We start from the raw sequence: 25,476 nt of genomic DNA, 5'->3' as shown, positions 1-25,476 counted from the left end.
GTAGATGTTGCAGTCTGTTCCGAGTTTTACCGCCGCTTCAAAGCACGCGAATGCAGGAATACCGTTTATCGAGAAAGAAAACCAAAACCAAAAGCCGCTACTTGACTATGTGGGAAGTCCCTGTAAAGAAGGAGGCCGCAGGCCGGGTGACATTCGTGGAGCCACTCACCCCAGCGCCCTCGGGCCACAGACGCTTGAGCCTCGGTTCTTGACTTGCGAAAGCCATCTGCATCAGGCAGGCTTGGCTGGAACGGTGTCGTGAATTTCGGAGCGATCAAATTACCGCAGTGCTTCAGTGCCCCAGAATTTTCGACAGAAAGTCCTTGCTGCGCTCGTTCTGCGGGTTGTTGAAGAAGTCGTGCGGGTTGTTCTGCTCGACGATCTGGCCCTGGTCCATGAAGATCACCCGATCGGCCACCGCCTTGGCGAACCCCATCTCGTGGGTGACGCACAGCATGGTGATGCCCTGGCTGGCCATCTCCACCATCACGTCCAGCACCTCCTTGATCATCTCCGGGTCAAGGGCGGAAGTGGGCTCGTCAAACAGCATGATTTTGGGCGTCAGGCAAAGCGCCCGCGCAATCGCCACCCGTTGCTGCTGGCCGCCCGAGAGTTGCAGCGGGTATTTGCTTGCCTGCTCCGCAATGCGCACACGCTGGAGCTGGAGCATGGCTTTTTCTTCAGCCTCCTTTTTCGGCATCTTGCCGACCCACATTGGCGACAGCGTCAGATTCTCAAGCACCGTCAGGTGCGGGAACAGATTGAACTGCTGGAACACCATGCCCACTTTTTTGCGGATGTCGTCGATTGCCTTGACATCGTCCGTCACCTCGACACCGTCCACGAACAAGTGCCCCTCCTGGTGTTCCTCAAGCCGGTTGATGCAGCGGATCAAGGTCGATTTTCCGGAGCCGGACGGGCCGCAAATGACGATCCTCTCACCGGGCGTGACGCTCAGGTCGATGTCCCGCAACACGTGAAAGTTGTTGCCGTACCACTTGTTCAGCTTTTCAAATTTGATGATGGGTTCTGACATGATGATCTGATAAAAAAAATTTTTGCGAGGTCGACGGCTGCCGGGTTCAGCGCAGCTTGCTTTTGTTGACTTGTTGCTCCACCCAGATGCTGTAGCGGGACATGGAAAAACAAAAGATGAAATAGATCATGGCGATGAAAAGGTAGCCTTCGATCTTGAACGGCCGCCAGTCCGAATCCGAATTGATGGCCAGCGACAGGGCGCCTGTGAGTTCGTAGAGGCTGACGATGGTCACCAGCGACGTGTCCTTGAAGGTCGAGATGAAATTGTTCATGATGCTGGGCACCACCATGGCCAGGGCCTGCGGCAAGACAATTTTTCGCTGGGTTTGCCAGTACGACAGGCCCAGCGTCGCCGCGGCCTCGATTTGACCTTTGGGGATGGCCTGCAAGCCGCCCCGAATCACTTCCGCCATGTAGGCTGCCGCAAACAGCGTAATGCCGACCAGCACGCGAATCAGCACGTCGATGGTGAAGCCTTGCGGCATGAACAGCGGGAACATGAAGGAGGCCATGAACAGCACCGAAATCAGTGGCACGCCACGGATCAGCTCGACATAAATGGTGCAGAAGGTTTTGATGGCCGGCAGGTTGGAGCGACGTCCCAGCGCGACCGCCAAGGCTATCGGAAAAGCCATCACCAGGGACAGGGAGGCCAGCAGGATGGTCAGCGGCAAACCGCCCCAGCGATCGGTCTCGACTTTGCTCAGGCCCAGCACGCCACCCGACATCAAGGTGAAAAACAGCGAAAGAACGACGACCCACAGAACCAGCAGCCCGGGCCGCCAGAAGGCGCGGGTGCAACTAGCTGCCAGCAGGCCCAGCATCAGCAGGGTCGCCACCAGCGGCCGCCATTGCGCCTCAAACGGGTAGCGCCCGAACAGGATGAGACGGTGTTTCTCGGCAATCACGCCCCAGCAGGCGCCAACGCCCTCCACCCTACAGGCATTGAAGTTGGGGGCCCAGGACGCGCGCAGCAAGGCCCAGCTCAGGAATTGAGGGATCAGATACAAAAGAGCCGCGCCAATCACGAGGGTCATCAAGGTGGTGATCCAGTCAGCAAAAAGATTGATGCGTAGCCAGGCGATGACGCCTTCGGATTGAACCGGCGCCGGGCGCGGCGCAATGCTTCGGAAAGTCTGTGCAGTCATGATGGGTGGGTGTCAGCGTTCTTTGATCGCGGCGCGGCTGTTGTACCAGTTCATCAGCAATGAAGTGGTCAGCGAGGTCGTCAGGTAGACCAGCATGACGATGGCAATGCATTCGACGGCGCGGCCGGTCTGGTTCAGCGCCGTGTTGGTGATGGACACAATGTCCGGATAACCGATCGCAACCGCCAGCGAGGAGTTTTTGGTGAGGTTCAGGAACTGGTTGGTCATGGGCGGAATGATCACCCGCAAGGCCTGCGGCAGCGTCACCAGGCGCATCGATTGGCCAGGGCTCAGGCCCAGCGCGGCGGCCGCTTCGCTTTGGCCGCGCGCCACCGATTGGATACCGGAGCGCACCACTTCGGCGACAAAGGAGGCCGTGTAAATCGTCAAACCCAGGAGGACCGAGAGAAACTCGGGCGTCAGCGAGCCGCCTTTTTCAATCGCAAACTCGCCCTTGATGGGGGAATCAAAAGCGCTTGGCGCCCCTCCCGCCAGCCATCCCAGCACGGCGCTCAGCAGACAAATGGCAACCGGTGTCCAGAACATGCTTCTGAGCTGGCCGGTGGCCTCGAATTGCCTGAAGGCCCAACGTCGGTAGATGACCGCCAGGAAGATTCCGAGCAGCAGGCCAACGATGGACCACAGATGGCCGCTGGCCCAAACCGGGATCGGAAAACTCAAACCCCCTTTGCTCAGAAACAGCGGGCCCAAGGTCCAGGCATCGGAAGTGGCGGGCAGCGCCTCGGTAAAAAGCAAATACCACATGAGCAACTGCAACAGCACCGGTACGTTGCGGAAAAACTCGACGTACGCGTAGCACAGGCCACGCACCAAGGCGTTGCGTGAAAAGCGGCCGACGCCCAGCAGGGTGCCCAAAATGGTGGTCAGAATGATGCCCAGGATCGCCACCCGCAAAGTGTTCGAAAGACCCACCAGAAAGGCTTGCCAGTAGGGTTGCGAGGAGTCGAACGGGTACAGGCTTTCACCGATATCGAAGCCGGCCGGGCCGCTCAGGAAATCGAATCCGCTCTGAATACCGCGGATTTTCATGTTGAGCAGCGTGTTGTGCGCCAGAAACCAGACGGCGGCGACTATCAGTCCGATCGCCAGCAACTGGTAGATCAAACCGCGGAAGGCCTGACTGCGCCAGGACCAGTTTTTCTTTCTGGGTGGGGGCTTGGGGGTCATGTGTTGGCGCTCTGAAAGAAGGGCGTTGAGAAGCAGGGAGGAAACAGGAGGAAGGCCAAAAATAACGCTGCCGGTACATCCTGTCTGTACCGGCAGCGCTTATTTGATCAACTCGAAAGCAGTCCGTGAATCAGCGGATCGGGTAGGCGTACATCAGGCCGCCCTTGTTCCACAGGTTGTTCACGCCACGCGGCAGATTGAGCGGGGATTTGGGGCCTACGTTGCGCTCGAAACTTTCGCCGTAGTTGCCGACCGCCTTGATGGCGCGGGCCAGCCATTCCTTGTCCAGACCCAGCAACTTGCCGGTGTCTTCATTGCCGCCACCCAGCAGGCGCTGTATCACGGGGTCGGTGCTGGACTTCATCTGGTCGACATTGGCCTGGGTGACGCCGTATTCTTCCGCTTCCAGCAAGCCGTACTGAACCCATTTGACGATGGCAAACCATTCGTCGTCACCGCGACGCACCATGGGGCCGAGCGGTTCCTTGGAGATCAGCTCGGGCAGGATGACGTGTTCTTTAGGATCCTTGGCCACTTTGGCGCGGGTCGACGACAGACCGGATGCATCCGTCGTATAGGCGACGCAACGGCCAGTGAAGTAGGCGTTCTCGGTGGCCGGAAGCTGCTCGAACACGACCGGTTTGATGCCCAGTTTGTTGGCTTTGGAAAAGTCGGTCAGGTTCTTCTCGGTGGTGGTGCCCGATTGCACGCAAACGGTTTGTCCCTTGAGTTGCTTGGCGCTTTTGATCTTGCTTTTGACCGGTACCATGAAGCCTTGTCCATCGTAGTAGTTCACGACGGTCGAACTCAGTCCGAGGGAAGCGTCACGGGTCAGTGTGAAGGTGGTGTTGCGTGCCAGTACGTCGACCTCGCCCGATTGCAGAGCGGTGAAACGCTGTTGGGCATTCAGGGGCACGTATTTGACTTTCTCGGCGTCACCCAAAGTGGCCGCTGCCAGCGCACGACAGACATCGACATCCAGTCCCGACCACTTGCCGGCAGAGTCGGCGGCAGAGAAGCCGGCCAGTCCAGCATTGACACCGCAAACGACTTGACCACGCGCCTTGATACCGTCCAGGGTCTTGCCGGCATGGGCCGGGGCGGCCATGACGGCGCCGATGGCAGCCACCATGGCGACCATGGTTTTCAATTTATTCGAATGCATTTACGTTACTCCAGTAGAAAAGTTGGATCAAAAAGTCGACGGACACGGCCACCATCGGGGACCTCCCGAGGGCTGAACTTTAGCAGCACCAAGATGGCGCAGGCATCGGGGTTTACTCTTGCAGAGCAGGCAAAAACTTCATAAGCTAATCCGCCTTTGAATATTATGCTCCCAGACCTCAAGCAGGATGCGTGCCAAATGCGTGACGACGATCACCCCAGAGCCAGTCCGTCGGCCCCTGTCCTGAGCCCCCGGATTCTGCCAAACCGGTCCCGGCGGTGACATTGGGCGCGGCAGGTGGGGGCCTGGTCACTTATCCTCTTGGCACGTGAATTCTTCGCAATTTCCCAGGTCACATCAGGAAAGCATTTTTATTTATGGACCAAATTTCCAGTTCTCCGGCTCCCGGGGTCAAACGGGGCGTTCGGGCACACCACCGCTTCTGGCCGGCGCGGCTGCCGCATTCCATCACCGTGCCGGCCACCTCTTTGTGGGACAACCTGGAGACCAGTGCCCGCCGCTACCCGCAGAAGGCGGCGCTGGTTTTTTTTGGGCGCGTCGTCCGTTATGCCGAGTTGCTGGAAAAAGCCGAGCGACTGGCTGCCTGGCTACAGGGGCTGGGGGTCAAACAGGGCGACCGCGTGCTGCTCGATATGCAAAACTGTCCGCAGTTGGTGATCGCGCATTTTGCTATTCTGCGTGCCAATGCGGTGGTGGTACCGGTCAACCCCATGAACCGGCTGGAAGAACTCAAGCACTACATCGTCGACCCGGACGCCAGGGTAGCGATCACCACGGCCGATCTGGCGCCGGAACTGGCACGCGCCAGTGATGCGCTGGCGCCGGGGCAAAGACTGGCGCACCTGCTGGTGACCCATTTCACCGATGCGTTCGACGCCAGCGTGTCGGGCGACGATGCGCCGCCGGCGGCCTGGGCCGACTGGCTGCTGACGCGCCACGCGCTACCCGCTTTGCAGGATGGCCAGGTGCACAGTTGGGACGCGGCGCTGGGCGTCATCGCCACGGCGGCGCCGCTGACCGTGGGGCCGGCCGATCTGGCCATCCTGCCCTATACCAGCGGCACCACGGGCCTGCCCAAGGGCTGCATGCACACCCATGCCAGCATCATGCACAACGCGATCGCCAGCAGCCTGTGGGGCAACGGTTCGACTGAAAACGTGGTGCTCACGGTGGTGCCCATGTTTCATATCACCGGCATGGTGAGCGTGATGCACACCGCTATTCGGGGCAGCGCCACGCTGGTCATGATGCCGCGCTGGGACCGCGAACTGGCCGGGCGCCTGATATCGCGTTGGCAGGTGACCCACTGGACCAATATCCCGACCATGGTGATCGATCTGCTGGGCAGTCCCAACTTCGAGCGCTACGATCTGTCCAGCCTGGTCTACATCGGCGGTGGCGGCGCCGCCATGCCGCAGGCGATAGCGCAGCGCCTGCTTGAGCGATTCGGTTTGCGTTACGTGGAAGGCTACGGCTTGACCGAAACGGCGGCACCGTCCCACAGCAATCCGCCCGATGCGCCGAAACAGCAGTGCCTGGGCATCCCCTTCATGAGCACCGACGCCCGGGTGATAGACCCCGATACCTTGCGCGAGCTGCCAACCGGCGAGCAGGGCGAAATCATCATCCACGGCCCGGAAGTTTTTCAAGGCTACTGGAAGCGGCCAGAGGCCACGCAGGCGGCTTTCATCGAGTTTGAAGGGAAACGTTTTTTTCGCTCCGGTGACCTCGGCCGGGTTGATGCGGACGGTTACTTTTTTCTGACCGACCGGCTCAAGCGCATGATCAATGCCTCCGGCTTCAAGGTCTGGCCGGCCGAGGTGGAGGCTTTGATGTTCCGCCATCCGGCGGTGCAGGAGGCTTGCGTTATTGGCACCAAGGACAGTTATCGCGGTGAGTCGGTCAAGGCGGTGGTGGTGCTGCGACCGTCGCATCGAGGCGAGCTGAGCGAGCAGGACCTGATCGAATGGTGTCGTGCCAACATGGCGGTCTACAAAGTGCCGCGCGTGGTGCAATTTGTCGACGCCTTGCCAAAGAGCGGCGCCGGCAAGGTGATGTGGCGGACTTTGCAGGAAGCCGAGCGCTCGTAGTTGTGGTCTGCTGGTCCTGCGAAAACCGCATTGGACACCGGTCCTAGCGCGAATCGATGGCGAACGTCTGGTTGAACTCGAACCGGCCAGGACCCGACAGGCTGCTGCAGGTCGGCGACACGGCGTTCATGTTTAGCGCACACGGACGGTCGCGACCGAGCGACCAATAGTGCAGGCCACCAAGCCCATTGGTGCGCACAAACCGGCTTAATGATCGCGCGTCGTCCAGCGTAAAAACGTTCTTCACCACGTCGTTCACGCCAATCATGGGGGTCAGTTCGATGCGCTGCATCGGAACCCCGTATTCGCGGCTGAAATTTTGCGCCACCTGAATCGCCGACGCCGCCATGTCGCAGTGATCGTTCTCAACGATGCAGTTGTCGGGCTTTGCTTCGCCGTAGTTCATGACCATCAGGTTGATGAAGTAATTGTTCAGCCCGGCATTGGCAATGGTTTTCATCACCAAGGCGCCGTGCTGGTTCAAGCTGGCCTGGTCTTCGTCCGTGGAAGACAGGGTCGCCAGCGTGAAGCTGAAGCGCAGTTGGGGATGACGTTGCATGGCGCCGCGCACCTGTTCCACCAGGCTTGCGATGACCAGTGCGGATTGACCGGCCTCGATGTCGAAATCAAAGCCCAGCAACTGCCTGGCGTTGTAGTGCGCAATGAATTTCTCCATGCCTTGCTCGCTAGCGCAGGTGAAAACGCCTTGCGCTCCGCCGGTCGAGATGACGTAGCCGATACCCGCGCGCTGAACCGCTTTGAGGCTCGAATCGGCCACTGTTTGTGCTTCCCGCCCATTCCATCGCTCGCTGCCGCATTCACCGGTCGCGAACGCCAGTGTCAAAAATTTGACGTCGTCCGGCAAGGCTGTTGCCGCCCATTCGGCCCGGGGCGCGATGGCGCTGGAGGATGAAGGTGCGCTGGCCCCCGACTCGGCTTGAAGAGGGACATTGATGTCAAGGTAAGGGCTGTAGAGAAACTCTTTCATCTTGTCGCGCCCCCGGAATTGGCCGGTGCCAAGTTCGGACGTGGCGTGGCTGGTCAGACCCAGGGTGGCCAGCAGGTACAGGGACAGGGACAGGGACAGACGCGCCAGTCCGCACTTTGATTTTGCCGATAGTTTCATGGGGTTGCAGGCTATTCGACACCCAGTATATTAGGGCGGGACCGCTATGGCGACCGACGCACCGCGTGCCATGCCGAAACTTGGCATGGTTTCTTGAGCGCCTTGCCAGGGACCGGAATCGGTCGTGCTGAAAGTGTCCTGACTTTCGATTTTCAGGAGAAAATTGGGGTCTGACTTCTATCCATGGAACATTCTCATGAGCGCCAGAAACTCTCGATCAAGGTTGGCGTTGCCAATGGCGTCACCGCACAGCGTGGGACTGTGCCCGCAGCGCATGCAGCGGTTGCTCGACGTACTGCAGGCCGAGGTCGATAGACAGCGCCTGCCTGGCGCCGTTGCCCTGATGGCCCGGCACGGGAAAATGGTGCTGTATGAAGGCCTGGGAGCGCTCGATCCGGCGAGCGCTACACCGATGCCGCGGGATGCCATTTTTCGTATTTACTCCATGACCAAGCCGATTGTGTCGGTGGCGGTCATGATGCTGATGGAACAGGGGCAACTGCTGTTAAGCGATCCGGTGGCCAAGTACCTGCCGGAGTACGGCGCGCAGAAAGTGGCCCATCTGGTGCATGGGGTGGTGCAATTGCAGGCGGTGCGACGGCCGGCGACGATCCAGGATTTATTGCGCCACACGGCAGGTTTGACCTATGAATTCATGGGCAGTTCGTCCGTGCAGCGGCAATATGCACAGAGCAGGATCGGTTCGCGCGAGCGCAGCAATGCCGAGTTTTCGCACCAGCTGGCGGCCCTGCCGCTGATGTTCGAGCCCGGTTCGGTGTGGGAATACAGTCGCGCCACGGATGTGCTGGGTCGCCTGGTGGAGGTGCTCAGCGGGCAGACCCTGGGCAATTATTTGCAGGAGCAGATATTCAAGCCTCTGGGGATGCTGGAAACCTGGTTCTGTGTGCCGCAGCCATGTTACTCGCGCATCGCCGAGCCTTTTGCCAGAGACCCCGAGGGAGGGGTGCAGATGCGGGTGATCGATGTACGGGAAGACGCCGCATTGGAGTCCGGTGGCGGTGGACTGGCTTCGACGGCGATCGATTACGCGCGCTTTCTGCAATTCATGCTGAACAAAGGCGAACTCGACGGTGTGCGCCTGCTGGGTTCAAGAACGGTAGCCTTCATGACCGCCGACCATCTGGGGAATATCCCGGTGAACAGTGGCGCATCGAGCGAACTGCTGCCCCCGGGACACGGTTTCGGTCTGGGCTTCGCGGTGCGCAAGGAGCTCGGCATAGCGTCGGAGCCGGGGTCGGTCGGAACCTATTTCTGGGGTGGCATGGCCGGCACCACCTTTTTCGTCGATCCGGCAGCCGATATGTTCGCCTGTCTGATGCTGCAGGCGCCCAACCAGCGTGAGTACTACCGCAGGCTGTTTCGCGATCTGGTGTACGCCACGCTGTTGGATTGAAGCGCCAGCGTCATTTTCCTGACGCTGGCGCGCTTTGCGGCCGGCTGGAGTGGACAGGCCTTACAGGTTGTCCGTGAAGCTGCGCAGCTTGTCGGAGCGCGAGGGGTGTTTGAGCTTGCGCAGTGCCTTGGCTTCAATCTGGCGGATGCGCTCACGCGTTACGTCAAATTGCTTGCCCACTTCTTCCAGAGTGTGATCGCTGGTCATTTCGATGCCGAAACGCATGCGCAGCACCTTGGCTTCGCGCGGTGTCAGGCTGTCCAGAATGTCTTTCACGACGTCGCGCAAACCGGCCTGCATCGCTGCTTCCATGGGCGCCGTGTTGGCGCTGTCTTCGATGAAGTCGCCCAGGTGCGAGTCGTCATCGTCGCCGATCGGCGTTTCCATCGAAATCGGCTCTTTCGCAATCTTCATGATCTTGCGGATTTTGTCTTCCGGGATCTCCATCCGCTCGGCCAATACGCTGGCATCGGGCTCGAAGCCAAACTCCTGCAGATGCTGGCGGCTGATGCGGTTCATCTTGTTGATGGTCTCGATCATGTGCACCGGGATGCGGATGGTACGGGCCTGGTCCGCAATGGAGCGCGTGATGGCCTGGCGAATCCACCAGGTGGCGTAGGTCGAGAACTTGTAGCCGCGACGGTATTCAAATTTGTCCACCGCTTTCATCAGGCCGATGTTGCCTTCCTGGATCAAGTCGAGGAATTGCAGACCGCGGTTGGTGTACTTCTTGGCGATCGAGATGACCAGCCGCAAATTGGCCTCGATCATTTCCTTCTTGGCCGCACGCGATGAAGATTCGCCTTCGTTCATGCGCTTGTTGATGTCCTTGAGCTGGTCCAGCGGCACCACCACGCGGGCTTGCAGGTCGGTCAGCTTTTGTTGCAGGTCCTGCACCGGCGGGATGTTGCGCCCCATGATGGCGCTCCAGGGCTTGCCCAGGGTGGTCTGCTTCTCTATCCATTTGAGGTTCAGCAACTGGCTTGGCACCTTGTTGCCATGCTTGTCGCGACCGCTGAAGTTGGCGATGAACTGTTCTTGCGGATAGCCGCACTTGTCGACGATGATGCGGCGCAGTTCGCGTTCCTTCTTGCGGATGTCGTCGACTTGGGCACGCACCATGTCGCACAGCTTTTCAATCGCCTTGGCGGTAAAGCGGATCGACATCAGCTCTTCGCTCAACAGCTTTTGCGTCTTGACATAGTTGGGGGTGCCGTAGCCCTCCTTGTCATAGATTTTGTGAACTTTTTCAAACAGCTCACGCAGTCGGTCGAAGCGGCTGAGGGCCTCGCGTTTAAGTTCCTCCAACTTTTTCGTCAGTGCTTTGGAACCGCCTTTGCCGTCATCATCGTCGGCCGCATCGAACTCGTCGAAATCTTCCTCTGCCACGTAATCGTCGGCTTCGTTGGGGTTGGAGAAACCGTCCACGATGGTGGTGATGACGACCTTGCCTTCGCGGATGTCCTCGCCCAGGCGCAGGATTTCGGCAATCGTGGCCGGGGATGCCGAGATGGCTTCCATCATGGCCATCAAGCCGCCTTCAATGCGTTTGGCAATTTCGATTTCGCCTTCGCGCGTGAGCAGTTCCACTGTGCCCATTTCGCGCATGTACATGCGCACCGGATCGGTGGTGCGGCCGAATTCGCTGTCGACGGTGGACAGTGCCGCCTCGGCTTCCTCCTCGGCTTCTTCCTCGGTGGCGGCGGTGGGGCCATTGTTGTTGAGCAGCAGCGTCTCGGCGTCCGGCGTTTGCTCATAGACTGCCACGCCCATGTCATTGAGCATGGAGATCACGACCTCCAGCGTTTCGGCATCGACCAGCTTGTCGGGCAGGTGATCGGAAATTTCACCATGCGTCAGGTAGCCGCGTGTTTTCCCCAACTTGATCAGCGCCTTGAGGCGCAGGCGGCGCTTGGCGATGTCTTCTTCGGACAGCACCGTTTCGTCCAGGCCAAACTCCTTCATCAGCGCGCGCTCTTTGGCCTTGCTGATTTTCATGCGCAGGGGTTTGACCTTTTCGCCGGTGACTACCGGCTCACCCACCAAATCGGCTTCGATGTCGGCCATGTCCGAGCTGTCCAGGCCATCAGCGGTGGCCGCAATTTTTGGTTTACGACCACGTTTGGCGCCGCCAGTCGGCACGGCATCGGATTCGACGGACGCGGTTTTGGGCGGACGCCCGGGCTTTTTCTTGAGTACAACTTCGGCCGCCGCGGGGGCGGCGGCAGTTTTAGTGATTTCAGCGGCTGGAGTTTTGCTGCGAGGTTCGGAAGCGGGCACTGTTTTGACTCTCAATTCAGTATTCTTTAGGGCGGTTTTGGCAGCGGCTTTGGCCGGAGCCGATCTTGGAGCCGGTTTGGCCGAGGCCTTGACGACGGGCGTTGCAACAGACTTGACAGGCTTCTTCGACTTTTGAGCAGGCATGTAAAAACCTCAGAATTTCAAAAAAACAGACAGAATGAAAAGCGCCTCATACGACCGGCGTGGAGGGGATGGCGGAGGAAAAGAATTTCCAATGGCAAGATGTGCGGGCGAACATTTGGTGTGCAGTCCTTGCGGTAAGGTGGCCGGTTGTGAGCTTTGTCATCGGTTGGCCTGGCCCGGAGGTGCTGCTGTCGCTCTTGCCGTCAATCAGCTCTGGATTATACCTCGAACTTGCTGAAAATCAATTCCAGTGCTTGCCGGTCAATCCGGACTGCTCGACAGTACCGACTCGATCTGGCGTCGACGGGTCTGTAGCTCACGGTAACGATGGACTGCCGCTGGATCGAATTTGGCGGCGTGGATGGCCTCGGTTTCCTGAATTTTCAGCCGCTCGACCAACATGCGGTTGAGCAGGTTTCGCAGTTCACTGAGCGAAGCATCGGACTCGTCGGTGACGCCGAGTTCGTAGCCGGTCATGAGTCGAACGGCAATTTCCTCGGCCGGATGACCGCGCAGCCCTTCGCGCAGTGCAACCCAGGGTTGGGCGCCGTGTTCATGCAACTGGCTTTCCAGCCAGGCAAACAAGGGGCCGTGAGGCGCCGGCAGCTCGCACAGCATGGTGTGATCCTCGGCCGACAGAAGCTCCAGCGCCAGCATGTTGCCGAGCAGCAAGCGGGTGGCGTGATCGGCCCGGCTGGTGGGCCATGGGCGGCCGGTCAAGCGCGGCCGGGGCGCACTATTCTCGAAACGCTTGTAGCCGCTGTATTCAGGCGTTGGGCGCTCGCTCGATGCGGGGCGTCCTGATCTTTCGGCGCTACTTCCGACGGGCCTGGAAGTCCACAGGTCAAGCAACTCGCGGCTGGGCAGTTGCACCAGATTCGAAATTTCCACCAGCAACTGCCGTTTAAGGGCACCGTCGGGCAGGGCCATCCACAAAGGCTTGGCGCTGCTGGCCAGGTGGGCGCGGCCTTCCACGTTACCGAGGTCGCAGCCTTCTCGGGCGGCATCGATCAAGAATCGGCTCAAGGGAACGGCTTCGCTCACATAGCGTGCGAAGGCCTCTTGACCAAATTCCCGGATGAAACTATCGGGGTCGTGCTCGGCAGGCAAAAACAGGAATTTGACGCTGCGCACATCGGTGGCAAAGGGCAGGGCGCTGTCCAGCGCCTTGCGTGCTGCTCGCCGACCAGCTGCATCGCCGTCGAAACTGAACACGACCGAATCGGTAAAGCGAAACAGCTTCTGCACATGCTCGGCCGTGCAGGCAGTGCCCAAGGTCGCGACGGCGTTCGGGAAGCCAAGTTGGGCCAGCGCCACCACATCCATGTAACCCTCGGTCACCAGCGCATAGCCATGTTCACGCAAAGCGTTGCGAGCCTCGAACAGGCCATACAACTCACGGCCTTTGCTGAAAACCGGTGTTTCGGGGGAGTTGAGGTATTTGGGCTTGTCGTCGCCGAGCACCCGGCCACCAAAACCAATGCACTCCCCCTTGACGTTGCGGATCGGAAACAGCACCCGATCGCGAAAACGGTCGTAGCGCTTTTCCTCCTCGCCCGCCTCCGTGTTCAGGATCACCAGCCCGCTTTCGACCAGCAAGGGATCGTCATAGTTCGGGAAAACGCTGGCCAGATTGCGCCAGCCGGCCGGCGCGTAGCCCAAGCCGAACTGCCGGGCGATTTCGCCGGACAGGCCGCGGCCCTTCAAGTAGTCCTTCGCTTTACTGGACTCTTTCAGGAGTTTTTTATAGGCGTCGCCGGCTTTTTCAAGCACCTCGTTCAAGGTGGTCTGTTTGTGCCGCTGCTCGGCCGCGCGGGCTCGGTCCTGCGGGCTGACATCGTCCTGTGGCACCTGCAGGCCGTATTGCTGAGCCAGATCCTTGACGGCCTCGACAAATGTCATGCCGGCGTGGTCCATCAAAAAGCCGATCGCATTGCCGTTCTTGCCGCACCCAAAGCAGTGGTAGAACTGCTTCGATGGACTGACCGAGAAGGAAGGTGATTTTTCGCCGTGAAAAGGGCACAAGCCCATGAAGTTGGCGCCGCCTTTTTTGAGCTGCACATAGCGCCCGACGATCTCCACCACATCGGCGCGTGCGATCAGTTCTTGAATGAAGGTTTGGGGAATGCTCACGGGCGCTATTGTGGCGCAGACCCACCTCTATCGCCGTCTGGAATGCGGGGCGCCCGATGACGGAGGCCCCGCAATAGCCTTAACGCGGTGCCAGGCGAATGGCACCGTCGAGGCGGATCACCTCGCCGTTGAGCATGTCGTTTTCAAAAATGTGCCGTGCCAGTTTGGCGTAATCCTGCGGCGTGCCAAGGCGCGACGGGAAGGGGACGCTGGCGGCCAGCGATTCCTGCACCTCCTTGGGCATTCCGAACATCATGGGCGTGCCGAAAATTCCGGGCGCAATGGTCATGTTGCGAATACCGTTGCGCGCCAGATCGCGCGCGATCGGCAGCGTCATGCCGACGATGCCGCCCTTGGAGGCGCTGTAAGCCGCCTGGCCAATCTGGCCGTCGTAGGCCGCCACGGAAGCCGTGGAGATCAAGACGCCACGCTCACCCGTCGCTTCCGGTTCGTTCTTGCACATGGCGTCGGCTGCCAAGCGGATCATGTTGAAGCTGCCGATCAAATTGACGGTAATGCATTTGCTGAACACAGCCAGGCTATGCGCACCGTTCTTGCCGACTGTTTTTTCTGCCGGTGCGATACCGGCGCAGTTGACCAAACCCATCAGTTTGCCCATCGACTGGGCTTTCGCCACCACGGCCTGCGCATCAGCTTCCTGGCTGACATCGCACTTGACGAAAGCGCCGCCGATTTCCCGGGCAATGGCCTCGCCTTTCTCCGCCTGCATGTCGGCGATGACCACCTTGCCGCCGTTGGCCGCCAGCATGCGGGCGGTGCCTTCGCCCAAACCCGACGCGCCACCCGTGACGATGAATACCTTGCCTGCAATGTCCATACTGATCTCCAATCCACAATTGACGTTAACGTAAACGTCAATTATCGCGCATGCACTTTCATTTTTTTTCATTGGGTCTCGAAGCAGGGTGCCAAGCTTGCTGCTATACTTCGCCCTCTCGGACAATCCTTAGGCGCGTAGCTCAGCTGGTTAGAGCACCACCTTGACATGGTGGGGGTCGTTGGTTCGAGTCCAATCGCGCCTACCAATTTTCTACTATTGTCTTCATTCATCCTCAGGGTAAACCTTGGGGGTCTTGTGCAGGAGTACTCCATAAAATGTGTTGCAGTGCAATACATTTTTTCGGCCTGGCTCTGGGCCAAAGGAGTCCACATGCAAAGCACGAAAGCTGACAAGACAGGCGCTGGGCAGCGCGTTATAAAGAAATACCCCAATCGGCGGCTTTACGACACCGATACGTCAAACTACATCACTCTGGCGGAAGTCAAGCGATTGGTGATGGACAGTGAACCGTTTGTGGTGCGCGATGTCAAGACCGGAGAAGACATTACCCGCAGCATCCTGCTTCAAATCATTCTGGAAGAAGAGTCAAACGGTTCGCCCATGTTTACTGCGCCGGTGCTGGCCAGTGTGATCCGGTTCTATGGTCATGCCATGCAGGGATTGATGGGTGGGTATCTGGAGAAGAACATGCAGTCCCTGATGGAAGTTCAGGCCAAATTCAGCGAGCAGTCGAAAGGATTGACGCCTGAGATGTGGACGCAGTTTTTGACCCTCCAGTCGCCTGTGCTGCAGGGGATGATGGGTGGCAGCCTGGAGCAGTCCAGGAGCCTGCTGGCCCAAATGCAGGAGCAGATGCAAAAACAGACCGGTCAGATGCTCGGGGCTTTCGGCATCAAACGCTGACCGAAGAGTGAATACTGGAACAACGGTTACATGAACCAAGTGATTAAAGAAAATGAAAGCGCACCCAAAGTTGGTTTCGTCAGCCTCGGTTGCGCCAAGGCTCTGACTGACTCTGAACTGATACTGACGCAACTGAGTGCCGAGGGTTATCAAACCTCCAAGACGTTTCAAGGTGCCGACTTGGTGATCGTCAACACCTGTGGTTTCATCGATGAGGCGGTGCAGGAAAGCCTGGACGCCATCGGTGAGGCCCTGGCCGCCAACGGCAAAGTCATCGTGACGGGTTGTCTGGGCGCCAAAACAGCGCAGGATGGTGACAATCTGGTGCGGCAACTGCATCCCAGTGTGCTGGCCGTCACCGGCCCCCAGGCAACGCAGGCGGTGATGGATGCGGTGCATGCCAACTTGCCCCGGCCGCACGACCCTTTTCTTGACCTGGTGCCCAATTCATTCGGGGTGGCGGGCGTGAAGCTGACGCCCCGACATTACGCCTACATCAAAATCAGTGAAGGCTGCAACCATCGCTGCACTTTTTGCATCATTCCTTCGATGCGCGGCGATCTGGTGTCGCGGCCGATTGGCGATGTGCTGAAGGAAGCAAGCGCTCTGTTTGAGGGCGGCGTCAAGGAGTTGCTGGTGATCAGCCAGGATACCTCGGCTTATGGCGTGGACGTCAAATACCGTACCGGATTCCATGACGGCAAGCCGATCAAGACCCGCATGCTGGAACTGGTGCAGGCCTTGGGCGACCTGGCGGAGCCGTATGGCGCCTGGGTGCGTTTGCATTATGTATACCCTTACCCCAGCGTGGACGAGGTGATACCCCTGATGGCGACGGGCAAGGTGCTGCCTTACCTGGATGTACCACTGCAGCACAGCCATCCGGAGGTACTCAGGCGCATGAAGCGTCCGGCCAGCGGCGAGAAAAATCTGGAACGGATTCAGCGTTGGCGTGAGGCTTGTCCCGAGATTGTGGTGCGCAGCACGTTTATCGCCGGCTTCCCGGGCGAGACCGAAGAAGAGTTTTCACATCTGCTCGATTTCATGCGGGAAGCGAAAATTGACCGTGCCGGCTGCTTTGCCTACAGCCCGGTGGCGGGCGCCGCCGCCAACGACCTTCCCGGCATGCTGCCGTTCGAACTGAGGGAAGAGCGGCGCGCCCGCTTCATGGCGGTGGCCGAGTCGGTATCGGTGGCCCGCTTGCAGCAGCGCATAGGGGCCACCATGCAGGTGCTGGTCGATTCGGCGCCAGGGCTGGGTAAAAAAGGCGCTGTTGGCCGGTCTTACGCCGACGCACCCGAGATTGATGGCGTGGTGAAACTGCTGCCGCCAGAAAAAATCAGCAAGACCTTGAAAGTCGGCGAGTTCACCAAAGCCCGCGTTGTGGGAACGCAGGGGCACGATCTGGTGGCTCAGCCCATTTGAATCGCCTTGTTTGAAATATTTCAGAGCAACAAAAAAGCCGCTCGACGTGCAGCGGCTTTTTGTCAAGAAACATCCGAAATTCTTCATCAAAGAGGATCGGATTTCATTTATATTGGTGCCCAGGAAGGGACTCGAACCCCCACGAAGTTACTCGCTAGTACCTGAAACTAGTGCGTCTACCAATTCCGCCACCTGGGCATCTCAGGAAAGAGAGATATTGTATCAAAAATAGTAGCCAAACCAGCGGCTTGCTGGATGAAGTTGAAGGAATAGTGCAGGGCCATCGTGATGGTCACGGTTTCGTGTCCCGCGACGACGGCGAACCGGACATCTATTTGCCGCCCAACGAGATGCGCGCCGTGTTGCACAAGGATCGCGTCAGGGTCCGCATTGTGCGCAGCGACCGCAGGGGTAGGCCGGAGGGTCGTGTGCTGGAAATCCTGGAGCGTTCAAATCAGCCCATCATCGGCCGCTTGTTGCAGGAAAGCGGCATCTGGATCATGGTTCCGGAAGACAAGCGCTATGGTCAGGACGTTTTGATTCCCAAGACCGCGACCGGCACCGCCAAGACCGGTCAGGTGGTGGTGGTTGAATTGACGGAGGCGCCGGTCCTGTACGGCCAGCCGGTCGGGCGCGTCACCGAGGTGCTGGGCGAAGTGGACGATCCGGGCATGGAGATTGAAATTGCGGTGCGCAAATACAGTGTGCCGCACGAGTTTTCGGACGCCTGCATTGCCCTGGCCCGCACCCTACCGGACAAGGTGCGTCCGCAAGACCGGAAGCACCGGGTCGATTTGACCGATGTGCCACTGGTGACCATTGATGGCGAGGATGCCCGCGATTTTGATGATGCGGTTTACTGTGAGCCGATGAAAATCGGCAAGGGCAAAGTTGCCGTCCCGGGCTGGCGTTTGCTGGTGGCGATTGCCGACGTCAGTCATTACGTGGATACCGGTTCCGCCATCGACGTCGACGCTTATGACCGCGCCACCAGCGTCTACTTCCCGCGCCGCGTGATTCCGATGTTGCCCGAGAAGTTGTCCAATGGACTGTGCTCGCTGAATCCGGAAGTCGAGCGCCTGTGCCTGGTGTGCGACATGGTCGTGACCGAGGATGGGGAGGTCTCCGCCTACCAGTTTTATCCGGCGGTGATGTGGAGCCACGCGCGCTTCACCTACAACGAGGTCGCGGCGATTCTGGCCAATACGCACGGCCCCGAAGCGCTCAAACGCAAACAGCGGATCACCGACTTGATCAATCTGCACGATGTCTATCAAGCCTTGCTGAAGTCGCGGGTGCGACGTGGCGCGGTCGATTTCGAGACCGTGGAGACACAGATTGTCTGCGACGAGGGCGGTCGCATCGAGAAGATCGTGCCGCGCACCCGTAACGATGCACACAAGCTGATTGAAGAAGCCATGCTGGCGGCCAATGTGTGCAGCGCAGACTACATTGCCCACAGCAAGCATGCCGGCCTGTTTCGGGTCCATGAGGGCCCCACGTTGGAGAAAAAAGAGATTCTTCGCAATTACCTCAAGGCCACTGGAGTCGGGCTGACGATCAGTGACGATCCGGCACCCGCTGAGTTTCAGGCCATTGCCGCTGCGACCAAAGACCGTCCGGACGCACAGCAAATTCACTCCATGTTGTTGCGCTCCATGCAGCAGGCCATCTACACACCCGTCAATGAGGGCCATTTTGGCCTGGCGTTTGACGCCTACACCCATTTCACCAGCCCGATCCGGCGTTACCCGGATCTGTTGGTGCACCGCGTCATCAAGGCGATTCTAGGCAACACCAGGTACCAGTTGCCGGTGCTCCCGATACCGGGTGAAGCTCACGCCAAACTGTCGCGGCGGCTGGAAAAAGGGTTGGCCGCGCGCCTCACCGAAACGGGACAGAAGCCTCGGAAGTTGAGCGCCGAGACGCAGGCCTGGCAAGCTGCCGGCATGCATTGCAGTGCCAACGAGCGCCGTGCCGACGAGGCCAGCCGCGATGTTGAAGCCTGGCTCAAGTGCAAGTACATGCGTGAACACCTGGGCGAGGAATACAGTGGCGTGGTGAGTTCGGTCACCAGTTTTGGCATTTTCGTGACGCTGGATGCCATGTATGTTGAAGGTTTGGTGCACATCACGGAGTTGGGCGGCGAGTACTACCGCTTTGATGAGGCACGCCAGGAACTGCGTGGCGAGCGCACCGGCATGCGCTATGCCATTGGGACCCGGCTTCAGGTGCAGGTCAGCCGGGTTGATCTGGACGGTCGCAGGATTGATTTCCGGTTGATTCCTGAAGGTGAGGGGCTGCTTTCGCGGGCCATGAAAGACAAGGAATTTTTGCGCGAGGGTGGCGCTCGTGCCGCCATCGACGATAAACCGGGAGCGCCTGCGGCCAGGAGCACGCCACGGAAAATATCAGAACCCCTGGCCAGAGTGTCAAAATCAACTCTTCAGTCCCTGAAGTTGGAGGCCAGACCGGCGGCCCTCAAGAACAAGGACAAAGGCCGCAAGGCGCGCCGTCGATCCTGAGGACGGCGGGATGCAAATTTTAGGTAAGTAGGCAGATATGACTTCGAATTCAAAAGTGGCCATTGTTACGGGTGCCGGCAGTGGCATTGGCAAAGCCGCCACGCTGGCGCTGCTTGGCGATGGTTATCGGGTGGTGCTGGCCGGGCGGCGCAGCGAACCGTTGGCCGAGGTGATCACACTTGGCGGTGCGTCGTCAGCCCGTGCCTTGGCGCTACCGACCGATGTGTCTGATGCGGACTCGGTGAAGTCCTTGTTCGATGTCACCGTGCAGCGCTTCGGACGGGTTGACCTGCTTTTCAACAATGCCGGCGTCAACGCACCCGCTATTCCACTCGAAGACCTGACGCTGGCGCAGTGGAAAAACGTGGTGGATATCAATATCACCGGCATGTTCCTGTGCCTGCAACAGGCATTCCGGGTGATGAAGGCGCAGACCCCGCGGGGCGGGCGCATCATCAACAACGGCTCCATCTCCGCCACCACGCCGCGTCCCAATTCGAGTCCCTACACCACAGCCAAGCACGCGGTGAAGGGGTTGACCAAGGCGGCCTCTCTCGATGGTCGCAAGTACGATATTGCGGTGGGTCAGATCGACGTTGGCAACGCCGCCACCGAGATGGCGCAGCGCATGGCCACCGGCATCCTGCAGGCCAATGGGGAGATTGCCGTTGAGCCTTTGATGGACGTGAACATCGTCGGGCAATCGGTGCTTTATATGGCCAACCTGCCTCTGGAGGCCAACGTGATGTTCCATACCGTGATGGCGACCAAGATGCCGTTTGCCGGCCGCGGTTGACGCCCTGATGGGCAACGGCTCTGAGGCTGTACACGCCTGAGGCCCAAGCCACCGTTTCAAGGTAGTTCGGCCAATGCTCCAGCCGTCAGGGGCGCGCCATCAGGCCATTGATCGGAGCGCAGACCGTGCCGATAGACGGCCTCGCAGGCCGCCTGAAAAGCGGGCAATCCGGCCGCCAGGGCGGCGCCAATCATGCCGGCCAGTACATCACCCGTGCCTGCGGTGGCTAATTTGGCGTTGCCGGTCGGATTGATGACCGGCGTCTGCCCGGGGCTCGCGATGACGGTGCCTGAGCCTTTGAGCACCACCGTGCAGTTGAAGCGCAGTGCCAATTGCTGGGCCGCTGCCATTCGATTGTTTTGCACGTCGGTCGCGCTGCACGCCAGCAAGCGCGCGGCTTCCAGAGGGTGGGGCGTCAGCACGGTGGCTTCCAGACGCCGCGTTCTGAGATTGAGTAGGGTTTGAAATTGAGGGTCGGCAGCGATCCTGTTGAGCGCATCGGCATCAATGACGAGGTGCTTCGAGGTCGTCAATATCCTGGCCAGCGGGCCGCCGATGGCGTTTCCGCCGCCACAGCCGCATACCACCGTCATGCCCTGGAAGTCCAGCGCATCGACCGAGCGGAACATCAGCTCCGGCTGCCGGTTATCTACGCTCAGGGTGCCGCCATCGAGCAGCGCCACCAAGACCCGTCCCGCGCCCGCATGCAGGGCGGCCGATGCGGCCAGCAAGGCCGCACCGGTCATGCCGGCTGCGCCGCCGATCACTGCCAGGTCGCCATAGCTGCCTTTGTGCGAGGCATGAAGGCGCGGCACTGCACCCGGTGCGCCAGCCAGCCAGGCGGTGGGCGCGCTGATTTCCCGGTTAGCGGAGGTTTCATGTGCGACCTCCAACTGATCCAGCCACACGGTTCCGGCGACGTCGCGCCCATGGGCGGTGAACAATCCCGGTTTAAGCGTCAGCAGGCTCAAGCTGTGTTGTGCCTTGACGCAGTGCTGTGCCAGGACGCCGGTGTCGGCCTGTAGCCCGGTCGGCGTATCGACGGCGAGCACGGGGGCGTTGCCATCGTTGAGCAACCCGATCCAGTCTGCCATGCGGCCTTCTGGGGCGCGGGCGGCACCGATGCCCAGCAGGGCGTCGATGCACAAGTCGCAGTTGAGCGGCGGGGTCTCGGCGAACTTGACCCCTGCCACCACCGCACGCTGGTAGGATGCGGCGGCATCCGCAGGCGCCTTTTCAGGGTGGCCCAGCCAGGTCACAACCACCAATTTGCCCTGGCGCTGGAGGTGCGGGGCCGCTTCAAGCCCATCGCCACCATTGTTTCCGGGGCCACAAGCAATCCAGATGCGTTGGCTGTGCGGTGCGATCGCCAGCGCCAGTCGGGCCACCGCCAGCCCGGCACGTTGCATCAGCGTATGGGGTGGCAGCGCGGACTGGGCGGCCTGTTCGATACGACGCGTTGCGTCAATGCTGTGCAAGGCACGGCGCAAGCTGAAGTCGATCTTGTGCACAGACTTAAAACTCGTAGCTTTCACCCTCGCGTGCCAGTCGATAGTCCGGGCCACCGGCTTGTGGCGGGTTCTCAGCCAGCACTTGCTGAAACACCGTGTCCAGGGCGTTGTCGGTGCGGGTCGGCTCATGGTGCGTGCAGAACAGTACTTTGGCACCGGCTTTTACCGCGTAGTTGATGCTGGAGTTGAAAGTGCCATGGCCCCAGCCTCTCTTGGCAGGGTATTCCTGCTCCGTGTAGGAACAGTCTGCAATCAGTACGTCCACCCCTCGCATGGCGTGCAGGATGCCTTCTGTTTTCTGGTCGACCACGAACTGGTACTCGTCATACTCTTCATCGCCGGGCTCATAAATATTCTGCGGCGGCTCGTGATCGCCGGTGAAAAAAACCGATTTCCCATTGGCTTCAATCCGGTAGCCGAAATTGATGACCGGATGGTTCATCAGGTACGGGGTGATCGTGGCGGAGCCGATCTGGACGCTTTTCTCGGGCGCCAGCGTGACGTACTCGATGCGGGCTTTCATCTCGGCTTCGCGCACCGGAAAATAACTGTACTGCAGCTGCACCGACATGACTTGCTCCACGCCCTTGCCGGAAACCGGGTCAAACGCACCATGCAGCCGCAGCAGGTTGCCGGGAATAAAGTTGGGGGCAAAAAAGGGCAAGCCCTGAATGTGGTCCCAGTGAGAGTGGGAGATAAGAACGTTGGCCGTCAACGGCATTTCAGCCAGCAGGGTCTGGGACAGCGGAAAGATGCCGGTGCCGGCATCGATGATGAACAGCTCATTGTTGTCGGTGCGAATTTCGATGCAGGTGGTGTTGCCACCGTAGCGCACGGTGTTCGGTCCGGGTGAAGCAATGGAACCCCGCACACCCCAAAATTTAACTTTCATCTCTGGTCCTCAAATTATGAAAATATTTTGGCTTCTCTCTACACGGGTGACATCAAAGAACAGTACTCAATTCGGGGAGATCGGGCTCACGGCTTGCATTGTCCGTCAACACTGCACTGTGTCAACACATGGGGTCCAGATTATGCGCGGAGTCGTCCAGCATCAAGGCCGGTGATATCCAGGTCGGGTTTCCTGCCACTCACCAGGTCGGCCAGGACTCTGGCCGAGCCGCAGCTCAGAGCCCAGCCGCTGGAGCCATGACCCAGGTTTAGCCAGAGGCCGGCAATGCCGCTGGCGCCAATGAGTGGCGGTCCGTCCGGCAGCATCGGCCGCGCACCTTTCCACTCCTGCACGCTGCCGGTCAGGTTGGCCGCACCTGGAAACCAGTCGTGCAGTACCTTGTACAGGGTTTGCAGGGAGCTGGCCCGTTTGCGGTCCGGTGCTCCACCGAGTTCGGCGCTGCCAGCGACCCGGACGCGGTTGCCAAGACGTGAAATGGCGACTTTGTAGCGCTCGTCCATGACCGCGCTGCGCGGCGCGTTGAGCGGTTCGCGAATGGCAGCGCTGATCGAATAGCCGTGGACCGCTGCCAGCCCGGTCTTCAGACCCAAGGGTTGAAGCAGTCGGGCCGAGTCCAGACCGGCGCAGATCACGGCCGCGTCGTACTGACGCGGCGCCTCTTCGCCCGCCAGGCCAAGCACCACCTGGTGGCCACCGTTGATGCGCGTGACGCTGGTGTTGAAGGAAAACTCAACACCTCTGCGCTGCGCTTCGTTTTTCAGCAACAAGGCAAACTGGCGGCAGTTTCCGACTTCGTCGTCGGGCAAATGGACGGCGCCAAAAAAATCCGTGTCCGGATTGAGCGCGGTTTCGATTTTGCGCGCTTGCGCGGGGCTGATTTCCTGGAAACTCACGCCGGCGTCACGCAGTACCTGCAACCCTGGCTGAACCAGTTTGCTGTCGCGCTGGGATCGCAGCAGCACCATGTAGCCGTCGCTGCGTTGGTAGACCAGCTTGAGGTCGGCTGCGATGTGGTGCAGCCGCTCCCGGCTGTAAAAGGCCAATCGTTGCAATTGGGTACGGTGCGCCAGGTAGGTGTCGAGTTTGCAGGCGCGATACCACTTCCACATCCACGCCAACTCGCGGCCCGACAGCGGCAAGCTTATTTTGACGGGTGCGTAGCGGCTAAACAGATGCCCGATGACCTTGATCGGCATGCCGGGTGCTGCCCAAGGTGTCACGTAGCCAGGGGCCACGACGCCAGCATTGGCAAAGCTGGCTTCCTCGGCGGCGGCCCCGCGGCGCTCGAAGACGGTGACTTGGTGGCCATCGCAGGCCAACTCGTAGGCTGTGGTGACACCGACAATGCCGGCACCAATGACTGCAATCCTCATGTATCCCTTTGTCAAGACTTGGCTGGGTCGGCTCGGCCAAGCCAAGTCTTATTGCTGTTCCAGCAATTGTTCGATTTGAAATGCTATGTTGAGAACTGGGTCGTCATGCATGGCGCCGGCCCAGACCATTAAGCCGACCGGCAACTCGCCGACCGCCTGGCAGGGTATCGAGATCGCGCAACCGTCCAGCATGTTAATCACGCTGGTGTTTCGCAGCAGCAGGGTGTTGATCTGAAAAAATCTTGCGTCGCGCTCTAGCCCGGGTGCTACTTCCGCCAGGGGCGGCGCCACAAGGGGAACGGTGGGCGACAGGATGGCGTCGAAACCCTGCATCGCTGCCTCCATTTTCTCGATCCAATTGCGCCGGGCGTTGATCAACTCTATGTAATCGCAAGCGCTCATCAATGCACCACGCTGAATGCGGGCGGCAACGCGGGGGTCGTAGGACTCGGCTTTTTGCGCCAGCAAGTGGCGGTGCCAGGCGTAGCTCTCGGCTGCCGAAAAACCGCCGCTGGCCTGAATTTGTTGCAGTTCGTTGATTTCCGATAGCGCCAGTTCGTCAATGCGGGCGCCTGCCTTGCGCAGGGTATCGAGGGTGCGCTGCCAAGCCCCGGCCACCGTGGCGTCCAGGCCGTCGAGCATCTGGGTACTGGCCACACCCAGGCGGTAGGCCGAAAGCGGAGCGCTGTTGCGCGTCACCTGGCGCCGGGATAGCAGTTCATGGGCCAGTATCGCGTCCGGCACGCTGCGGGTGAGGGCGCAAACGGTATCCAGCGTGCTTGACAGCGGCAGGGCACCGGCAGTCGGTACCAGTCTGGCGGTATTCTTGAAGCCGACAATGCCGTTGAGCGCGGCCGGAATCCGGATCGAGCCGCCGGTGTCCGACCCCAATCCAATAAAGGCGGCGCCGGTTGCCACCGACACCGCGGCGCCCGACGAGGAACCGCCGGGGATGCGTGGCAGATCGGTGGCGCAGGCGTTGGCCGGGGTGCCAAAGTGCGGATTGACGCCCACGCCCGAGAAGGCAAACTCGACCATGTTGGTGCGACCTATGAAGGCGGCGCCTGCCTGGCGCAGGCGGGCCACCGCCGGACTGTCTTGTGTCGCGACTGCGGCATCTTGCAGCGCCATGGAGCCCGCGGCAGTCGTTTGTCCGGCGACGTCGAACAGATCCTTGATGGAGACCGCCAACCCGGCCAACGGTTTTTTCCGGTTCTCCGGGATACGGGCGACGCTGCGTGCCTCGTCGAACATGGGCTTGAGAAAAACATACTGGCAGCAGGCCGATTGCGCGATCTCGATGGCGCGCTCCATTTCTGTCTCGGCTAGGGTCTGGCCGCCGCGCAATTTGCGCAGCGTGGAGTGGAGGTCGGGAAACATCTGGAGGTAGGCCTGTGCTAGAATTATCGGGTTTTGCTGAGTGGTCGAATGACTGTTTGGCAAACAAATCAGCAAACCAGTTTCATCAAGGTGTTGTGGCT

General features: G+C 59.9%; 19 protein-coding genes and 2 tRNA genes. 8 read left to right on the top strand and 13 right to left on the bottom strand.

The window, feature by feature from the left end; all coding sequences use genetic code 11:
• Positions 1 to 292: 292 nt before the first annotated feature.
• The 4 genes from PHS32_RS10815 to PHS32_RS10800 all read right to left on the bottom strand — a co-directional run bounded on the left by PHS32_RS10815 (position 293) and on the right by PHS32_RS10800 (position 4,539).
• On the bottom strand, positions 293 to 1,036 hold the full coding sequence (locus PHS32_RS10815) for an amino acid ABC transporter ATP-binding protein (RefSeq protein WP_301078958.1): 744 nt from the start codon (positions 1,034 to 1,036) through the stop codon (positions 293 to 295).
• 46 nt (positions 1,037 to 1,082) lie between these two features.
• The gene (locus PHS32_RS10810) at positions 1,083 to 2,186 is read right to left on the bottom strand and encodes an amino acid ABC transporter permease (protein WP_301078957.1); all 1,104 of its coding nucleotides are present in this window, start codon (positions 2,184 to 2,186) and stop codon (positions 1,083 to 1,085) included.
• A gap of 12 nt (positions 2,187 to 2,198) precedes the next feature.
• Positions 2,199 to 3,374: an ABC transporter permease subunit gene (locus PHS32_RS10805; RefSeq protein WP_301078956.1), complete on the bottom strand. Its 1,176-nt coding sequence runs from the start codon at positions 3,372 to 3,374 to the stop codon at positions 2,199 to 2,201.
• 130 nt (positions 3,375 to 3,504) lie between these two features.
• Entirely contained in the window at positions 3,505 to 4,539 is a 1,035-nt protein-coding gene (locus PHS32_RS10800) for an amino acid ABC transporter substrate-binding protein (protein ID WP_301078955.1), read from the bottom strand.
• A 377-nt stretch (positions 4,540 to 4,916) separates the two neighbouring features.
• Between PHS32_RS10800 and PHS32_RS10795 the strand changes: the two genes are divergently transcribed.
• A complete protein-coding gene (locus PHS32_RS10795; protein ID WP_301078954.1) occupies positions 4,917 to 6,650 on the top strand; it encodes a long-chain fatty acid--CoA ligase in 1,734 nt (577 codons plus the stop codon).
• Positions 6,651 to 6,693: 43 nt separating this feature from the next.
• Here PHS32_RS10795 and PHS32_RS10790 read toward each other — a convergent pair whose 3' ends face one another.
• A complete protein-coding gene (locus PHS32_RS10790) occupies positions 6,694 to 7,776 on the bottom strand; it encodes a glycosyl hydrolase (protein WP_301078952.1) in 1,083 nt (360 codons plus the stop codon).
• 235 nt (positions 7,777 to 8,011) lie between these two features.
• Here PHS32_RS10790 and PHS32_RS10785 point away from each other — a divergent pair, with 235 nt between their 5' ends.
• Positions 8,012 to 9,190 carry a serine hydrolase domain-containing protein gene (locus tag PHS32_RS10785; RefSeq protein ID WP_301078951.1) on the top strand — a complete coding sequence of 393 codons (1,179 nt, stop codon included), beginning with the start codon at positions 8,012 to 8,014 and terminating at the stop codon, positions 9,188 to 9,190.
• A gap of 60 nt (positions 9,191 to 9,250) precedes the next feature.
• On the opposite strand, the gene rpoD is transcribed toward PHS32_RS10785, so the two are convergent.
• The gene (gene rpoD, locus PHS32_RS10780; RefSeq protein WP_301078950.1) at positions 9,251 to 11,257 is read right to left on the bottom strand and encodes an RNA polymerase sigma factor RpoD; all 2,007 of its coding nucleotides are present in this window, start codon (positions 11,255 to 11,257) and stop codon (positions 9,251 to 9,253) included.
• Between rpoD and PHS32_RS10775 the strand changes: the two genes are divergently transcribed.
• On the top strand, positions 11,256 to 11,606 hold the full coding sequence (locus PHS32_RS10775; protein WP_301078949.1) for a hypothetical protein: 351 nt from the start codon (positions 11,256 to 11,258) through the stop codon (positions 11,604 to 11,606). The genes rpoD and PHS32_RS10775 overlap by 2 nt on opposite strands.
• 269 nt (positions 11,607 to 11,875) lie before the next feature.
• On the opposite strand, the gene dnaG is transcribed toward PHS32_RS10775, so the two are convergent.
• Positions 11,876 to 13,747 (bottom strand): DNA primase, encoded by a 1,872-nt coding sequence (gene dnaG, locus PHS32_RS10770; protein WP_301078948.1) that lies wholly within the window; start codon positions 13,745 to 13,747, stop codon positions 11,876 to 11,878.
• 79 nt (positions 13,748 to 13,826) lie between these two features.
• Positions 13,827 to 14,585 carry a 3-hydroxyacyl-CoA dehydrogenase gene (locus PHS32_RS10765; RefSeq protein ID WP_301078947.1) on the bottom strand — a complete coding sequence of 253 codons (759 nt, stop codon included), beginning with the start codon at positions 14,583 to 14,585 and terminating at the stop codon, positions 13,827 to 13,829.
• A gap of 131 nt (positions 14,586 to 14,716) precedes the next feature.
• On the opposite strand from PHS32_RS10765, the gene PHS32_RS10760 reads away from it, so the two are divergent.
• From PHS32_RS10760 to rimO, 3 genes are all read left to right on the top strand, one after another.
• Positions 14,717 to 14,793: transfer RNA gene (locus PHS32_RS10760), tRNA-Val, on the top strand.
• A gap of 125 nt (positions 14,794 to 14,918) precedes the next feature.
• A complete protein-coding gene (gene phaR, locus PHS32_RS10755; RefSeq protein WP_301078946.1) occupies positions 14,919 to 15,452 on the top strand; it encodes a polyhydroxyalkanoate synthesis repressor PhaR in 534 nt (177 codons plus the stop codon).
• Between the two features lie 30 nt (positions 15,453 to 15,482).
• The gene (rimO, locus tag PHS32_RS10750; protein ID WP_301078945.1) at positions 15,483 to 16,877 is read left to right on the top strand and encodes a 30S ribosomal protein S12 methylthiotransferase RimO; all 1,395 of its coding nucleotides are present in this window, start codon (positions 15,483 to 15,485) and stop codon (positions 16,875 to 16,877) included.
• A 113-nt stretch (positions 16,878 to 16,990) separates the two neighbouring features.
• Here the strand turns inward: rimO and PHS32_RS10745 are convergent.
• Positions 16,991 to 17,075 (bottom strand) — tRNA-Leu (locus PHS32_RS10745).
• A 23-nt stretch (positions 17,076 to 17,098) separates the two neighbouring features.
• Here PHS32_RS10745 and rnr point away from each other — a divergent pair.
• Together rnr and PHS32_RS10735 are read left to right on the top strand one after the other, a co-directional pair.
• On the top strand, positions 17,099 to 19,402 hold the full coding sequence (gene rnr, locus PHS32_RS10740; RefSeq protein WP_301078963.1) for a ribonuclease R: 2,304 nt from the start codon (positions 17,099 to 17,101) through the stop codon (positions 19,400 to 19,402).
• Positions 19,403 to 19,439: 37 nt separating this feature from the next.
• Positions 19,440 to 20,198: an SDR family oxidoreductase gene (locus PHS32_RS10735; protein WP_301078944.1), complete on the top strand. Its 759-nt coding sequence runs from the start codon at positions 19,440 to 19,442 to the stop codon at positions 20,196 to 20,198.
• A gap of 56 nt (positions 20,199 to 20,254) precedes the next feature.
• Here the strand turns inward: PHS32_RS10735 and PHS32_RS10730 are convergent, their stop codons facing one another.
• The 4 genes from PHS32_RS10730 to PHS32_RS10715 form a co-directional block, all read right to left on the bottom strand.
• Entirely contained in the window at positions 20,255 to 21,709 is a 1,455-nt protein-coding gene (locus PHS32_RS10730) for an NAD(P)H-hydrate dehydratase (protein ID WP_301078943.1), read from the bottom strand.
• 4 nt (positions 21,710 to 21,713) lie between these two features.
• Positions 21,714 to 22,601, bottom strand: a complete 888-nt coding sequence (locus PHS32_RS10725; protein ID WP_301078942.1) for an MBL fold metallo-hydrolase — start codon at positions 22,599 to 22,601, stop codon at positions 21,714 to 21,716.
• Between the two features lie 140 nt (positions 22,602 to 22,741).
• Positions 22,742 to 23,995, bottom strand: a complete 1,254-nt coding sequence (locus PHS32_RS10720; protein WP_301078941.1) for a D-amino acid dehydrogenase — start codon at positions 23,993 to 23,995, stop codon at positions 22,742 to 22,744.
• A gap of 48 nt (positions 23,996 to 24,043) precedes the next feature.
• Entirely contained in the window at positions 24,044 to 25,375 is a 1,332-nt protein-coding gene (locus PHS32_RS10715; RefSeq protein WP_301078940.1) for an amidase, read from the bottom strand.
• Positions 25,376 to 25,476: the final 101 nt, after the last annotated feature.

The organism is Rhodoferax sp. (assembly GCF_028714215.1).
In the GTDB taxonomy this organism is placed as follows: domain Bacteria; phylum Pseudomonadota; class Gammaproteobacteria; order Burkholderiales; family Burkholderiaceae_C; genus Rhodoferax.
The sequence above is the reverse complement of the archived record's forward strand: the minus strand, read 5'-3'. Positions and strand labels throughout refer to the sequence as shown.

Bases quoted from the DNA above. Each gene is read 5' to 3' on its own strand.
- phaR (WP_301078946.1), top strand. From the start codon at position 14,919: ATGCAAAGCACGAAAGCTGACAAGACAGGCGCTGGGCAGCGCGTTATA.
- PHS32_RS10795 (WP_301078954.1), top strand. From the start codon at position 4,917: ATGGACCAAATTTCCAGTTCTCCGGCTCCCGGGGTCAAACGGGGCGTT.
- rimO (WP_301078945.1), top strand. From the start codon at position 15,483: ATGAACCAAGTGATTAAAGAAAATGAAAGCGCACCCAAAGTTGGTTTC.
- PHS32_RS10805 (WP_301078956.1), bottom strand. From the start codon at position 3,374: ATGACCCCCAAGCCCCCACCCAGAAAGAAAAACTGGTCCTGGCGCAGT.
- PHS32_RS10800 (WP_301078955.1), bottom strand. From the start codon at position 4,539: ATGCATTCGAATAAATTGAAAACCATGGTCGCCATGGTGGCTGCCATC.
- rpoD (WP_301078950.1), bottom strand. From the start codon at position 11,257: ATGGCCGACATCGAAGCCGATTTGGTGGGTGAGCCGGTAGTCACCGGC.
- PHS32_RS10785 (WP_301078951.1), top strand. From the start codon at position 8,012: ATGGCGTCACCGCACAGCGTGGGACTGTGCCCGCAGCGCATGCAGCGG.
- PHS32_RS10715 (WP_301078940.1), bottom strand. From the start codon at position 25,375: ATGTTTCCCGACCTCCACTCCACGCTGCGCAAATTGCGCGGCGGCCAG.
- PHS32_RS10810 (WP_301078957.1), bottom strand. From the start codon at position 2,186: ATGACTGCACAGACTTTCCGAAGCATTGCGCCGCGCCCGGCGCCGGTT.
- PHS32_RS10735 (WP_301078944.1), top strand. From the start codon at position 19,440: ATGACTTCGAATTCAAAAGTGGCCATTGTTACGGGTGCCGGCAGTGGC.
- PHS32_RS10790 (WP_301078952.1), bottom strand. From the start codon at position 7,776: ATGAAACTATCGGCAAAATCAAAGTGCGGACTGGCGCGTCTGTCCCTG.
- PHS32_RS10775 (WP_301078949.1), top strand. From the start codon at position 11,256: ATGTCCGAGCTGTCCAGGCCATCAGCGGTGGCCGCAATTTTTGGTTTA.
- PHS32_RS10765 (WP_301078947.1), bottom strand. From the start codon at position 14,585: ATGGACATTGCAGGCAAGGTATTCATCGTCACGGGTGGCGCGTCGGGT.
- PHS32_RS10725 (WP_301078942.1), bottom strand. From the start codon at position 22,601: ATGAAAGTTAAATTTTGGGGTGTGCGGGGTTCCATTGCTTCACCCGGA.
- PHS32_RS10720 (WP_301078941.1), bottom strand. From the start codon at position 23,995: ATGAGGATTGCAGTCATTGGTGCCGGCATTGTCGGTGTCACCACAGCC.
- PHS32_RS10815 (WP_301078958.1), bottom strand. From the start codon at position 1,036: ATGTCAGAACCCATCATCAAATTTGAAAAGCTGAACAAGTGGTACGGC.